The sequence below is a fragment of the Brasilonema octagenarum UFV-OR1 genome, from assembly GCF_963888615.1.
Classification (GTDB): domain Bacteria; phylum Cyanobacteriota; class Cyanobacteriia; order Cyanobacteriales; family Nostocaceae; genus Brasilonema; species Brasilonema sennae.
Genome location: NZ_CAWPKW010000308.1, coordinates 20,739 through 35,154, shown reverse-complemented (window position 1 = coordinate 35,154; position 14,416 = coordinate 20,739). Strand labels below are relative to the sequence as shown.

12 protein-coding genes are annotated in these 14,416 nt (G+C 42.3%); 4 read left to right on the top strand and 8 right to left on the bottom strand.

Going from position 1 to position 14,416, the window contains the following annotated elements:
* Positions 1-133: 133 nt before the first annotated feature.
* On the bottom strand, positions 134-493 hold the full coding sequence (locus AC5590_RS27330) for a VOC family protein (protein ID WP_169266469.1): 360 nt from the start codon (positions 491-493) through the stop codon (positions 134-136).
* A gap of 56 nt (positions 494-549) precedes the next feature.
* Complete coding sequence (locus tag AC5590_RS27325) at positions 550-1,065, bottom strand: O-acetyl-ADP-ribose deacetylase (protein ID WP_169266468.1); 516 nt, start codon at positions 1,063-1,065, stop codon at positions 550-552.
* 307 nt (positions 1,066-1,372) lie between these two features.
* On the opposite strand from AC5590_RS27325, the gene cobO reads away from it, so the two are divergent.
* Positions 1,373-2,035, top strand: a complete 663-nt coding sequence (cobO, locus tag AC5590_RS27320) for a cob(I)yrinic acid a,c-diamide adenosyltransferase (RefSeq protein WP_169266467.1) — start codon at positions 1,373-1,375, stop codon at positions 2,033-2,035.
* Positions 2,036-2,083: 48 nt separating this feature from the next.
* On the opposite strand, the gene AC5590_RS27315 is transcribed toward cobO, so the two are convergent.
* The 6 genes from AC5590_RS27315 to AC5590_RS27290 form a co-directional block, all read right to left on the bottom strand.
* On the bottom strand, positions 2,084-2,857 hold the full coding sequence (locus tag AC5590_RS27315; protein ID WP_169266466.1) for a hypothetical protein: 774 nt from the start codon (positions 2,855-2,857) through the stop codon (positions 2,084-2,086).
* A 742-nt stretch (positions 2,858-3,599) separates the two neighbouring features.
* Positions 3,600-3,827, bottom strand: coding sequence for a type II toxin-antitoxin system HicA family toxin (locus tag AC5590_RS27310; protein WP_169266465.1), 228 nt, complete (start codon positions 3,825-3,827; stop codon positions 3,600-3,602).
* Positions 3,820-4,047: a type II toxin-antitoxin system HicB family antitoxin gene (locus AC5590_RS27305; RefSeq protein ID WP_169266464.1), complete on the bottom strand. Its 228-nt coding sequence runs from the start codon at positions 4,045-4,047 to the stop codon at positions 3,820-3,822. Before AC5590_RS27305 ends, AC5590_RS27310 begins: the two co-directional genes overlap by 8 nt.
* Positions 4,048-4,207: 160 nt before the next feature.
* Positions 4,208-5,170, bottom strand: a complete 963-nt coding sequence (locus tag AC5590_RS27300; RefSeq protein WP_169266463.1) for a PrsW family intramembrane metalloprotease — start codon at positions 5,168-5,170, stop codon at positions 4,208-4,210.
* A gap of 8 nt (positions 5,171-5,178) precedes the next feature.
* Positions 5,179-6,093 carry a class I SAM-dependent methyltransferase gene (locus tag AC5590_RS27295; protein ID WP_169266473.1) on the bottom strand — a complete coding sequence of 305 codons (915 nt, stop codon included), beginning with the start codon at positions 6,091-6,093 and terminating at the stop codon, positions 5,179-5,181.
* A 142-nt stretch (positions 6,094-6,235) separates the two neighbouring features.
* Positions 6,236-7,906, bottom strand: coding sequence for a DUF3352 domain-containing protein (locus AC5590_RS27290; RefSeq protein WP_169266462.1), 1,671 nt, complete (start codon positions 7,904-7,906; stop codon positions 6,236-6,238).
* 444 nt (positions 7,907-8,350) lie between these two features.
* Here AC5590_RS27290 and AC5590_RS27285 point away from each other — a divergent pair, with 444 nt between their 5' ends.
* The 3 genes from AC5590_RS27285 to AC5590_RS27275 all read left to right on the top strand — a co-directional run bounded on the left by AC5590_RS27285 (position 8,351) and on the right by AC5590_RS27275 (position 14,280).
* Positions 8,351-10,975 (top strand): M1 family metallopeptidase, encoded by a 2,625-nt coding sequence (locus tag AC5590_RS27285; RefSeq protein ID WP_169266461.1) that lies wholly within the window; start codon positions 8,351-8,353, stop codon positions 10,973-10,975.
* Positions 10,976-11,647: 672 nt separating this feature from the next.
* On the top strand, positions 11,648-12,865 hold the full coding sequence (locus AC5590_RS27280) for a glycosyltransferase (protein ID WP_169266460.1): 1,218 nt from the start codon (positions 11,648-11,650) through the stop codon (positions 12,863-12,865).
* Between the two features lie 224 nt (positions 12,866-13,089).
* Positions 13,090-14,280 carry a glycosyltransferase family 4 protein gene (locus AC5590_RS27275; protein ID WP_169266459.1) on the top strand — a complete coding sequence of 397 codons (1,191 nt, stop codon included), beginning with the start codon at positions 13,090-13,092 and terminating at the stop codon, positions 14,278-14,280.
* Positions 14,281-14,416: the final 136 nt, after the last annotated feature.

Genomic DNA, 14,416 nt, shown 5'->3' with positions numbered 1-14,416 from the left:
GGACGCGTGTTTATGAGCCACGAACTTGAGTTCTGGGCGTACTCAGCCGGAGGTGCAAAATCTGAGTAAAGGCGATCGCCCCAATATCATCCGCCCAAAAAGTACAATTTCCCCAACTTCTCCACTTTCCACCTCACTGCTGACTGAGTTCCACAATATTCCCATCAGGATCTTTGGTGAAGAGGGCTGGGCGTCCGGAGGCGCTGGGTTGAATCAAGCAGTTGTTATCTAAAAGTTGTTGTTTGGCTGCGTCTAAGTCAGCAACTGAGAATGCAACGTGGGGATTGCGCCCCCATTTTTCGTTTTGGTCTTCAGTGGGGACTCCCTGGGCAGCTATGAGGTGAATTTGATGATTCCCAACTTGATACCAAGCGCCAGCATATTTCAGAGAGCGCTCTATTTTGGGCAATCCTAGCACCTTTGTATAGAAATGTTCGGCTCGTTCTAGATCCGTGACAAGAATGGCTGTGTGAAGACACTGAGTAATCTGCATTGATCTTGGTAGGTTGAGAGTTTTATCATAGAGCTAGCTTACAATCCTGGCTAGCTTTAAGTTATTTCTGGCACCACCTGCAAGTAGTAATTGTAGGCATTTTGCCCAAAACACACGAAGATGATTTGTTCGAGAGAGTTATTGCTGTGTAAAAATTTGTTAACTTCATTGACGGCTATTTTAGTAGCAGGTTCTAGTGGAAAACGATATGCGCCTATGCTAATGGCTGGAAAAGCAATAGTTTTGATTCCGTTTTCTACTGCTAAGGCTAGACTATTGCGATAACATTGTGCCAACAACTCATCTTCTCCAGAATTTCCACCTTCCCACACTGGACCAACAGTGTGAATCACCCACTTTGCTGGAAGATGATAACCTTTAGTTATCTTTGCTTGACCAGTATCACATCCGTGTAACTTGCGACACTCTGACAAAAGTTCTGGTCCAGCTACACGATGTATTGCGCCATCAACACCACCGCCTCCTAGTAAGGAATTATTGGCAGCATTGACAATAGCATCTACCTGTAGGTGGGTAATGTCCCCTAAAATAACGGAAACTCTATTTTCCATAATTAATACCAAGCAAGTTGCAGGTAAAAAGCCTCACCCCATCTTTACGGGCACCCCTCTCCTTAATAAGGAGAGGGGTTGGGGGTGAGGTGACACGTATGAGTACAACGCGCGTATGAGGCACAGTTGCTGCAAATGAAGTGTTCTGGTTAATCATATTCCCCGCTTAGCAGAGGTGGTAAGGTTTATAGAGGAATATCCTGTATTTTTTACCTATTTATTATATTTTTATGATTGATTTAACATTTTAATCAACGGATTTTTGATAAAGCCTTGTAATAATTACACTAAACTGAACACCAGCGCTATGCAAACCGATGAAACTTGGACAACTACCAATGTAAGTGCGGTTGGGGAAAATTCCTCCCTCAACTCAGAACAGTACCGTAAAAAGATGCAGCGACGCCAAGAAGTCCAGGAGATGCGAATCAAGAATGCATCTAACGAAAAAGGGTTAATTGTTGTTCATACTGGTAATGGTAAGGGAAAAACCACAGCTGCACTGGGGATGGTGTTGCGGGCGCTAGGTCATGGGTATAAAGTTGCTATAATCCAATTTATCAAAGGAGCCTGGGAACCTGCAGAAAAAAGAGTTTTCAGTATATGGCAAGATGATTTATTAGAATTTCATGCTATGGGGGAAGGCTTCACTTGGGATACTCAGGATCGCGATCGCGATATTGAAAAAGCCATAGCCGCTTGGCAAAAAGCATTAGGATATATCCGCAATCCACAGTTCAAACTGGTGCTGTTGGATGAAATTAATATTGCTCTTAAACTTGGTTACTTACAAGTTGATGAAGTTTTAGCTGGGCTAGCTCAAAAGCCAGTTAACAATCATGTTATTCTCACAGGCAGAGGTGCACCTGCGGCATTGATTTCACGCGCTGACTTAGTTACGGAAATGACTTTAGTCAAACATCCCTTCCGAGATCAGGGTATAAAGGCACAACCAGGAATTGAGTATTAAGAAGTGCTAAGTGAGGAGTTAGGAGTTGTATTCTTACCTCCTGACTCCTCACTTTTGAACATTTGCCTGACAGGTTTGTAAAACTTGGCGATCGCTACTACTAATATTATTTATCTGATTATAATCTTGCAACGTCACAGAGTGAGCATAAGTGCTTGACTCACCATCTTTGACCTGAGGTAATGTATTGTTTGCTGCCACTTGAGTTGGGCTTTCGTCACCTGCGAAACCATTCACTGTCATTGCCAACTCTCCAGAGGAACGGAGTGTGCCATTAAAACAACTAAACTCAGAACTAGGCATATATAACGCACCTGTCACTTTGTTTTGGTGCTTTTCAAATATGATATATCCTTGCCCCAATTGACCAGACTTGGGTGATTGACCGTAGAGGTAAACGCCATCTTGTTGAGGGAACCGGGCTGCTGTAGGCGTAATACTGGCAGTTTTGGTGGGTGTTTGGGGTTGTGCAATTGCGACTGTGCTTGTGGCTGCTTCCAAACCATTTGATTTGGTGACATCAGTTGGAATAGTAACCGAGGCGAGTGCTTTACGCAGTCGGGTTTCTTTGTGTGCAGTTAATTCAGAGGATCTAGAAGAGGCTTCAGAAGAATTTTGGTGCAACCAAGTGTAAGTTGGTAACCCAGAATCTTCAGCCGATTCAGCGGATTGGTCAATATATGCAAGCTGATTACTCATTACTGGTTTTGGGCGATTGACAACTAAGCCAACCAACACAAGTGCACCTACTAAGGGGATTCCTAATAAACCTGGGGAAACAAATTTTTTTATGTTGTTTTGTTTTCTTATGTTGTTTTGCATCTGATTCCTCCTGTGAAAAAAATCTTTTGGTTTTCTGGAACTTACCTACAAACGTATCAAAGTATTCATCTGTATAGGCTCCCTCAATGGTTTGATTTATCTTGTATAGAAAATATCTCGGCTACAAAATCAATTTTTATTGTATTTCTAAGGGGTCATTTTGAGTGATAATCATAACTTACCATTGTTCGGGCTATTATTACCTCATTCATAAGATTTACTCAATTGGATAATTTTTTGAAATGAAAACTCAAAACGAAATGCTAATTTTCCATATTTTTCTTCTTTTGTAATTTAATTTAAAAAAGAATTGACAGCTTCTTGGTGTAGTCCTCTCTCTAATGTCTGAACTATTTGAACAAGGAAAACTACACAAGCAATTCTCTTGATTCCGGATGTGATTCAAAGATTTTGGCGAAGAGTAGGGGTGTGGGGGTGTAGGGGTGCAGGGGAGAAGAAATTATAGCAGGGAGCAGGTGAGACAGCGCTGCGGGAGGGTTTCCAACGCCAGATACCAAGTGAGGGAAACCCTCCTATGGCACAAAGTGCCACGCTGCGCGAACAGTACTGGCTCCTCCGCAGGCGACTGCGAATCCGAAGGGGAGCAGGCTGGGAATTGTCCCGTGGTTTCCATGTTTTCTCATTAGTTGATGTCCTAATCTACCTGGCAACTGCTATATCTCATTTTTCTTTTTTCTTTTTTTGAATTTTGAATTTTGAATTTGAGCACGATCGCCACTTGTCATGAGTCCACTTCAAAAAGGGCGCGAGGAAGTCCTGACTGGCGAAGAATAGACTGTAAAGTGCCAGTACGTAGCTTATCGTGAGCAGGGACAGGAACAGTTATTGTTGAGTCTTCTGTTTGCAATTGCATAATTATATGACTACCACGCTGGCGTACTTGTACAAAGCCATGCTGCTCTAGAATTTTGCAAACTTCTCCACCAGAAAGAACACCTAGCTTACCCAACGCTCACCTCTAAGCGTGTCACAAAAACCTCTGTATGCAGTCGTTCTTGGATTTCAGCAGCGGCTGCTGTTTCAAAGAATAGCTCTAACGCTTCAACTAAGTTATCCCGTGCTTCCTCAATTGTGCTACCTTGACTCGCGATATCAAGTTCAGGACAAAGCGATACATAGCCATCTCCCTCGCGCTCAATGATTGCGGTGAGTTGTTTTGTTTGTTTCATTTTTTGTCTGGTGGTTAAGCCAACCAATTTGCGAAAATAGAACCACTCCCAATTAATGATTTGGGATTGCGATTTCGCAAGTATTATATATCCTTTTTTTGATGGCGTTATGACAAGTTAGCTGATAAACAGTAATTAAGTTGGGGGCTATTTGCTTGGGTTACTCACGTGCTGAACGTCGCAAAGAGGTATAAATCACCCATGCTACAAGTCCAAAACCAGCATTTAGCAATAAGCGGCTAAGTATAAATGACACAACATCACGGTCAAAAAGCTGAGATATATTCAACAAGCTCAGACTTTTGACTAAAAGAAATAGCCCAAAAAGAGCATTTCCAGCCAGCAACAAAGCTAACAGCACTTTGATACGTTGTTGGAAGCGCTGTTTAGGTGTGTATCCAGAGATCAGCATGATTGGAAGTTCGCCTTGCACCCTTCGCAGTAACTGCTGTAGTCGCCAAAACATCCACAACAGAAACGGGAACAAGCCATAATTGAGCAAATTTAGTGGTATTGGATAGCGATCGCTCATAGATAGAACATTTACTAAACCATGACAAATCACAGCATTGAGCCAAGCAGCAGGCAAAAACTGCCGATATCCATACAAAGAAATGTTTTCGCTAATACATATTGCCAGGACATACCCCCAAGGGGCAGAAAACATGGCATGAATTGGTGTGCTGATAATTCGCTCAAAAATTGGTGCCGTGTCGTGAGAAAGGTAAATCCAATTCTCTTGGGCAGTGAATCCAAGGGCAACCGCTATGGTAAATAGAAAAACAGAAGTGGGGCGAAATCGGTATCGAGGTTGGAAAAGGTAAGTTGGGACAATCACCGCTACCAGCTTACAGGTTTCTTCTACAGGACCGACTTCTATAAGTTGTCGCACAACAACACCTGGGAAAACACGCTGCATTCTTTCCCAGTCAACAACATTGTTGGCGACTGTTTCAAAAACCCCTTCCAACGCCAAAGCAAGAACACCAGATATTGCTCCTAACACAAAGAAAAACAGCAGCCGCATCAAAGAAGGGGCAGAAGGGATGCGGTAATAGTAGTAAAGCAGAAGTAGTAGCGGTGGTATGACTGCGCACAACAATTCCATGTAGGAACGTAGCATTTACGTCTTTACGCTTGAGCAATAATAGTGCGGTGACGGGGACTGTTAGGAGTGATGGTGGGAGTTTTAAACCCCGCCTCTACAATCACTTGCTCAATATCCAACGTAAAATATTCATCAAGATACGGTTCAGTGCTTTTGAGCAGCGTCAAAATGTAAGGCGGCATCTTCTTGTAAATTTCAGATTTGGGATTCATATCCATAATTGCCAGATGTCCACCCGGACGCAGTAGGCGTCTGGCTTCAGCAAAAATCTGTTGAGTTGCTGCTTGAGGCAGTTCGTGGCACATCAGAAAAATGGAAATTAAATCAACCGAGGTATCTGGTAGCCCAGTAGATTCAGCAGCCGCATGAATCCAGTTAACATTAGCATGGTGCTGCTCACTACGGTAGTGAGCAACGGCTAAGAAGTAGGGAGATAAGTCTAAACCCGTAATTTTGGCATGGGGATAAACTTTTTGTAGAGCAAAAGTACTCAAACCCACACCGCATGCCATGTCTAGAATGTCTTGTGGTTCTTGGAGAATTTGCTGTTTTAGAATGTCATGGTAACTCTGGCGTAGCATGGGATCACCCTTCGCCCCAGCATCCCGCCAAATTCCAGCGTGGACGGTGCGGGCAGCAACTTCAAATTCCAACGCAGCTTCCCAGCAGAGGTCTCCTTTTTCGTAAGCATGGAATGGGCTGAAGTAGTATTCTGGGTAAGTAACTTGGGGATTTTGTACTTTAGCGAAGTCAGCTTGCCAATTACGCGCTTGTAGGGTTTGTGCTTCTTCGAGCCAATTCACCCCTATTTTCTTAGCGCGTTTAATCATCATTTGCCTAGCTTGATGCTTGGCTAAACTGGCTAAAGGCTTGATTGCCAGAACGCCATTTACAAAACGCGAAGCTAATCCAGGAGTATTTTTTACAGCTGTGTTCATCACTAATGTTGATCGAATGAATTGTCTACCTTTGCAATCAGGAGAAAGCCCGTCTATATGAATCATATTGCACCAAGTATGTATTTAGAAGTGAGAACCACCAGATCAACACCAGATGTACACAGGTGAATTACCAGTCCTCCTAATTCCCATTTTTCGGCTTGAGGGCGAGCAACATCTCAACTTCGGTAGTTGTTTTGTCGGGGCTAGTAGCAGTCAAACCCAAACCGCGAATGGAACTTATGATCGCACTTGTTTCAGGAGTCATCGGCTGCTGTTGTGCAGTGGCAAGACGATTTAACAGAGGTACGGTTTTGTCCATATCTAAGTAAAAATATCCACCGTTAGGCCTTTGGAGAGTGTTAGTAACAGCTTTGAAGTTGTTGCTACCTTGTAAAGACTCACCTTTACGATCTGCTAGAGTTTCGGCTACCGGACCACCAATAGTGACAAATACGGAGTTATTATCTAGCCAGCCGTGTGCTAATAAAGCTCCTTGTTGAGGAATCAGCCATTCTGTAACTTCTTTACCGCCGATACTTCTTTTTGCTACATTGACTGATTGTGCTTTAACAAAGTCATCCAGTTTGTTGAGAGTGCTTTGAGCCATTTTGCGATCGCTTGTGTGGAAAACTAACGCTCCCCCAAAACCAATCTGCGCCAACACACCTTGATTTGATGGAATAGCAGCAAAACCGAATTCTCCATTCATCCACCCGAAAATCTCTTTATCCAGGTCAATATTGACTAATTTCAGTTGCGATCGAGCTTGTTCAAGCGTAAGCTTCAACTCAGGACTATCTTTTGATTGTTCCACAAGCCCTGACCACCAGTTGCTGATTCCTTTTCCGCTCAACATGGCGATTGTATCAGCAGGAAATTGAGATACCACATCAGCAGAACTGTTTTCATACTGATATTTGACCAATTCTGGGTCTAACTTGGCAATGGCTTTCATCCGCACACCCGTATTATCAATTCCTACATTCGCCACCATAGATTTCATCTGCTTTAACTGCTTCATGCTTTCTGGAGAAATCGGCGTGGCGTTCGGATTTGCGGTTATTAATTGCTGTACCATGCTGCGATAATCCGGTACATAAATTTGCGCCAGGGTGTTGTCTACATTGACACCTCTTGTTAACATATTGTTTGCACCTTCTTTACTTGCAAAGGAAGGTTCACCTTTGTAAGTGTCAATTGCGTGCTCTACAGATTGCTTTTCCGGAGCAATGACAACATAAGTCGTATTTAAAACAGCAGTATAATTGTGATCATTCTTACCAGTTGTTTCTATGATTTTTTCGCCTTTGTAGTCAGTTTCCTCTACTTTGACCTCTTTTTGTGCCTTCAATTTATTAGCAAAATTCAAGGCACCCAATTTATCTTTGATTCCCACTACCACCAAAATTTTAGGTTCCTGTGCTGCTTGCAGAGTATTCTGTGCAACAGGTTTTGCTGGACTTGAGGGTAGCATGGCAACCATAACACCACCAACCCAAGGTTTTAAATCTTGTTCGTAAGAAATATTGCTATCAGTAGACAGTTTTTTCTTGAAGTTCTCCAAATTTTGTGCGACTATCTGTTGTGCTTCAGCAGTGCCAAATTGCTCTAACTTTGCCCAAACTTTTGGCTCAGTAGAAATGTAAGTTGCCAAAATTGCTTCATCTGGCACGATTTTAGCAGCGCCCAAAACATCAGAAATATCTCCAGAGGGACCACCCTTCAAATACATATACGCTGCTATTCCTCCTGCCACAACTACGGCAGTACTAACAGCAGGAATTATAAATTTTGACCGACTTTCGGGCATTGTAAATGTTCCCTTTTGCTCAACGAATTATCCTAGATCTTAGTAAGAATGTCATTGTGGATTTTGCGGATTCACTAAACAAGGCTGCACGCTATTTATCACGATTTAGTGATCAGATTGTCAATCGGAAAAAATATGAGTATAATAGCGATCTAAGTAGTACTTCAAAAGCGTCAAGAACAAATCCACAAATGATATTGTTCTTTATCTGAAAAATATATACCTTTTGGTGGTAACAAGCTATTCTAAGCTATATAAAACCATCAGGATATTATTACAGAATTTAAATTGCTTAGGGGCAAAACACTGTATGTTCAATGACAACAGTGTACAAAATGTTTAGGGTGTATCCTAAGTTGACATAGGGATAACACGCGATCAAGCTGTTTTTCCTTACAACATTCATAAGGAATTTTCAGGGTTACCAAGATTCAGTAAACATCAATGTCACAACATTTTTTTGATACAGAAAAAACACAGTATAAAACTTTTGAGTTACCTGGGGCAAAACCGCATTACAATCCAGATCATCCGGGACTTGTAGAGCATATTTTTTTAGACCTCAGTTTGGATATCGTTAACAAAAAATACCAAGGTCGTTGTAGCATAACACTTAAACCAATCCGCGACGGTATTGACCGTTTAAATTTAGATGCTGTCAACTTAGGTATCGAATCAGTACAAGTGGATGGAAAAACGCAAAACTTTGACTACGATGGACAACAGTTATCTATCCAACTCGAACCACCTACACAAGTTGACAAGTCCATTGTCATTGCGATCGATTACTCAGCAGACAAACCACAACGCGGTTTGTACTTTATCCAAAGCGACAAACACTATCCTCATAAACCCTCCCAAGTTTGGACTCAAGGAGAAGACGAAGACTCCCGCTTTTGGTTCCCTTGCTTTGACTACCCTGGACAACTTTCTACTTCCGAAATTCGCATCCGCGTCCCCAAACCCTTGATAGCAATTTCTAACGGGGAACTTATTGCTACAGATGAACTTGGTAACGACAAAATCTACCACTGGTCACAGCAGCAAGTTCATCCGACCTACTTAATGACTTTAGCAGTTGGTGATTTTGCCGAAATTCGTGATGAGTGGAACACAATACCCGTCACCTACTACGTTGAAAAAGGTCGCGAAGAAGATGCCAAACGTAGTATGGGCAAAACTCCGCAGATGATAGAGTTTTTGAGCGAAAAATATGGCTATCCATACCCTTACCCTAAATACGCTCAAGTCTGTGTTGACGACTTCATCTTTGGAGGAATGGAAAATACATCTGCAACACTGTTAACCGATAGATGTTTGCTAGATGAAAAAGCAGCATTAGATAACCGCAACACAGAAAGCTTGGTTGTCCACGAACTAGCGCACCAATGGTTTGGTGATTTGTTGGTGATTAAGCACTGGTCTCATGCTTGGATCAAGGAGGGGATGGCTTCTTACTCCGAAGTTATGTGGACAGAGCATGAGTACGGTGCTCAAGAAGCCATATACTATCGTTTACAGGAAGCTCGTAGTTATTTAGCTGAAGATAGTAGTCGCTATCGCCGTCCAATGGTCACTCATGTTTACCGGGAAGCGATTGAACTTTATGACCGTCACATCTACGAGAAAGGGTCATGTGTTTATCACATGATTCGGACCCAATTGGGCGAAGAACTGTTTTGGAAAGCAATTCAGACATTTGTACGGGATAATGCCCACAAAACTGTGGAAACAGTTGATTTACTACGGGCGATTGAAAAAGCAAGTGGGCGCAATCTGTTATTTCTTTTTGACCAGTATGTTTATCGCGGTGGTCATCCAGATTTTAAAGTCGCTTACTCCTGGGATTCTGATACCAAGCTGGCTAAGATAACCGTGACTCAAACTCAAGCAAGTGTCGGAAATAACAGCGATTTATTTGACTTAAAAATCCCTATCGGTTTTGGGTACGTCCAACAACCAGACTCCGAGACTTCCTCTTTGACTGCTTCACAGACTAGATCTTGTGACCTTAAAACTTTTACAGTACGAGTGAATGAACACGAACAAAGCTTCTACTTCCCTCTAGAGCAAAAACCTCAATTTATCAGCTTTGATGTGGGGAATCACTACCTGAAAACGGTGTCTCTGGAATACCCACTACCAGAATTGAAAGCGCAGTTGGAATTTGATCCCAACCCTATCTCCCGCATCCTAGCAGCGGAAGCTTTGGCGAAAAAAGGCGGTAATAAAGCCCTAAAAACGCTGTCTGCTGCACTCAAAAATGAACCCTTCTGGGGTGTACGCGTCGAGGTGGCTAAACAACTCGCAGAAATCAAGCTTGATCAAGTCTTTGATGAGTTGGTTGTTGGTTTAAAGGATGAGAGTTCATACGTGCGCCGTGCTGTGGTGGAAGCACTTGGAAAGGTCAAAACTCATGAAAGCTATAAGGTGTTGAAAGAACTGTTGGAGGTAGGCGATCCTAGCTACTATGTAGAAGCCACAGCAACTCGTGCTGTAGGAGTCATAGCGGCTGGGACAACAGAAGATAAACCAAAGGAAGCAAAGGTAATCAAGCTGCTAAAATCCGTTTTGGAAGAGAAGGCGGGTTGGAATGAGGTCGTACGCAGTGGTGCGATCGCAGCTCTTGGCGAACTCAAAACCTCAGAAGCCGCTTTAAATCTCCTCATGGAATACACCCACCTTGGTGTACCACAACCCTTGCGTTTAGCCGCAATTCGTGCTCTTGGAAAGATTTCTGTTGGTCAAAATAGTGCGAATGTGGAACGGGTTTTAGAGCGATTGACAGAAATTTCCAACGAAACATTCTTTTTAACTCAAATAGCAGTAGTCGCAGCCCTTGGACAAATGGAAATCGCCAAAGCAATCGGAATTTTGCAAGCTTTGGCTGACCAAACACCAGATGGGCGCGTACGTCGCTACGCTGAGGAAGAGATTTCCAAGGTGCAAACCAACATTGGTTCCGAAAAAGCGCTTCGTCAGTTACGTTCTGAACTTGACCAACTTAAACAACAAAACCAAGAACTCAGAAGCCGCTTAGAAAACTTAGAAGCAAAATCTAAGCCGTAACAGATATAACAGCGCTTCAGTGTTTACTGATTCTATGGGGTAGCCAATATTGCTTACTATTGACCACTAAACCGCAGATTTGGTGGTCAATACTTTGAGTGGGAGTTTGAATTCTCCACTCATGCTCTGACCTTCACAATAACTGCTTTGAATATTTCTGCTTTCTTCAAGCATCTTTTCACATTTGGGCGTAGACAGAGTTCAAAACGTCCTTTTTTTTACAATTAGATTTATTAAGTTGCTGTAAATTTTGTCTTCTTTTTTCATAAGTGTATAAAGAGAACAGCATACCATAATGTTGATAGCAGTCGTGTAAAATTTATACAATCATTATAAAGATTTGATAAAGTTCAGATTTTTGCAGTAAAAATTGGCTTCAGAAATATTACTATTTGATAAATGTAATTCAATTTAAGTGTAAAAATCACATAGAAATTATGTACCTTTTTTGAAGGTAAAAAACTTTTTCTGTGTTTGTACGGCAGTGGTTATAAATCTTACAATATGCCAAGATGATACTGATATCTCAGCCACTTGATTATGACTATTGGAGGAATACAAAAACGCTCAAATTCTTTAGTGTGTAGGAGGATATATTTAAAGTTTTTGAGTGCTTTTTGACAATTGAAAAACATTTGATTTCTTGTACAAAAGTTGTGCAGGGTAGTCCCCATGCGTAAACCTGTTATCACGATATTTTACCAATTTAATCCTTGGAACGCCACAATTGGAGGTATACAAACACTCATAAATACATTCATCAAATACGCTCCCAGCCAGTTTGAGGTAAAACTCGTAGGAACTAATACTGATCCAAAAAAGCCTGTTGGTAAATGGCAACAAGCAGAATTTGCAGGTAGAGAAATTGCTTTTTTGCCCTTATTTACACTGGAAGATGATAACGTCCGAAGCTTAATTCCAACAACCCTAAAATATACAGCAGCTCTTTTAGGGCATCGTTTTGCTTCCGACTTTATGCATTTTCACAGGATAGAGCCAACAATCGCAGCTCTTAATTGGCAGGGGGAAAAAACTCTGTTTATCCACAATGATATACAGACGCAAATGCAAGCTGCTGGTAATAAAAAAGCTATTCTTTGGCGAAGATTTCCAGCTGCATATTTTGCATTAGAAGGTCTGTTAGTTCGCCAGTTTAGCCAAATTCTCTCGTGTAATACTGATGCAGCGCAACTATATAAGCAGCGTTATCCTCGCTTGCAAGACCGAATTGCGTACATCAAAAATTCTTTTGACAATGGAATTTTTTACCCGTTAAGAGAAGATGAACGAGAAATTAAAAGGCGAGAACTGGCGTCTCGGCTAGGTGTGGATGAACAGACTCGTTTTATTTTATTTGCTGGGAGGCTTCATCCTCAAAAAGACCCGATTCTGCTAGTACGTGCGTTTGCTACTTTAAACGAGCCTCATATTCATCTACTTGTAGCGGGGGATGGCGAGTTAGGAGTAGAAATGCGTGCGGAAATTGCAAGACTAGGACTTGTAGATAAGATTACGATGCTGGGAGCAGTGACTCAAAGTCAACTCGCAGAGCTTCATCGTGTCTGCAATGTTTTTGTCCTCAGCAGTGCATACGAAGGTCTACCTTTGGTGGTTTTAGAAGCGCTTGGGAGTGGGACTCCAGTCGTCACGACTCAATGTGGTGAAACCCCAAAATTACTAACTGCTGAGAGTGGGGTTGTTTGTTCTGAACGAACGCCTAGCTGCATAGCAGATGCTTTACGGAAAGTGCTTCTACATCCAGGAGATTATCCGACAGAATCTTGCGTGCAGACTGCGAAGCCTTATGCAGCTAGTACGGTTGTTGAACAGGTTTACAGCGAAATGTTAAATCGCTGGGAACAGCGCAATAGCATTGCTATTCCGGTCTGAACACAACGTGATGTCAAAACAATAACTAGGAAAGAAAAAATACAAAAAATTATAGTTATCAGGGAGAGGCAATGCTTTTTTAGAGTTCAGAAATTGAAACAGAGAAACAGAGATTTTTTGTGTTCCCATCTTCTGTATTCTTGTTGTTTTATGTGTTACAAAATGTAACTTAATTTCGATTTGTACATACTTTTCCATCACAAAACTAGCACGGCTTAACTAGTATGAAAATTGCTGTCATTGGTGCAAAAGGTCTACCTCCCAAACAGGGCGGCATTGAGCATTACTGTGCAGAAGTGTATCCTCGTATGGTCAAACAAGGACACTCTGTTGATTTATTTGCCCGCTCCTCTTATACGGACAGTTCCTGGCAAGACCGTTACGACTATCAGGGCGTCCAAGTTATCTCTTTACCTGGTTTCGGTTTAAGAGGAGTGGATGCTTTTGTGACGTCAGCACTAGGAGCACTAGCAGCTTCCACCACAAAATACGATATCATTCATTTTCACGCTCTTGGTCCATCTCTATTCACTTGTTTACCAAAATTTATCAATAGTGCAAAGGTTGTCGTAACCTGTCAAGGTTTAGATTGGCAACGTGCTAAGTGGGGGAGTTTTTCAACTCGCGTGATTCAAATGGGAGAGAAGGCTGCAGTTCGTTTCGCTCACGGACTGATCGTCGTGTCTAATGTCCTCCAAACCTACTTTTCACAAACTTATGATCGGGACACAGTCTACATCCCCAACGCCCCAGCCAGGTATGGTGAATCTGATCCCAATTTTGGTTACGGTACTCAATTAGGTCTTCAGCAAAAGCGCTATATTGTTTTTTTGGGTAGACTGGTACCAGAAAAATGTCCTGACTTGCTAGTTGACGCCTTTAGTGCTTTGAATCCTCCTGGATGGAAACTTGTTCTAGCGGGTGGTGTGAGCGATACGAAATCATTCACTTCACAACTATTACAAAAGGTCGCAAATAATCCAAATATTGTCTTTGCAGGCGAACTGAGGGGACGACGTCTTTGGGAAATTGTCCGGGGAGCAGGGTTATTTGTCCTTCCCTCTAATCTAGAAGGACTACCTCTAGCAATGTTAGAGGCGATGGAGGAAGAGATACCAGTCGTAGCAAGTGACATCCCACCTCACAAGCAATTAATTAGTGGAGGGAGGGAAAAATTGTTTGAAGCCGGAAACCTTAGCTCTTTGACTCGTACCTTAAACTGGGCAATAGATCACCCAGAAGAACTAAGAGCAATGGCTGTGCATGCAAAAAAGCACGTACAACTGAACTATAGCTGGGATCACATCACCTCGGAAACCCTAAAACTCTATACAACACTTATTACCTCCCCCGAACCAGTACGTATTTACCAACAAAACCAAACTGGACTTGCGGAGGTTATGGGGAAAAAATAGTGGTTAGTCATTTGTGATCCTACAGCACCAAGTAAGTTTTCAACTGGACAGCAACTGGTCAGATTTGTCCAAAAGCAGGCTGTTGTGACCTCTTAGGCGACTGGTGAGTAAGGCGTGGCGTCAGCCAGCGCTGATC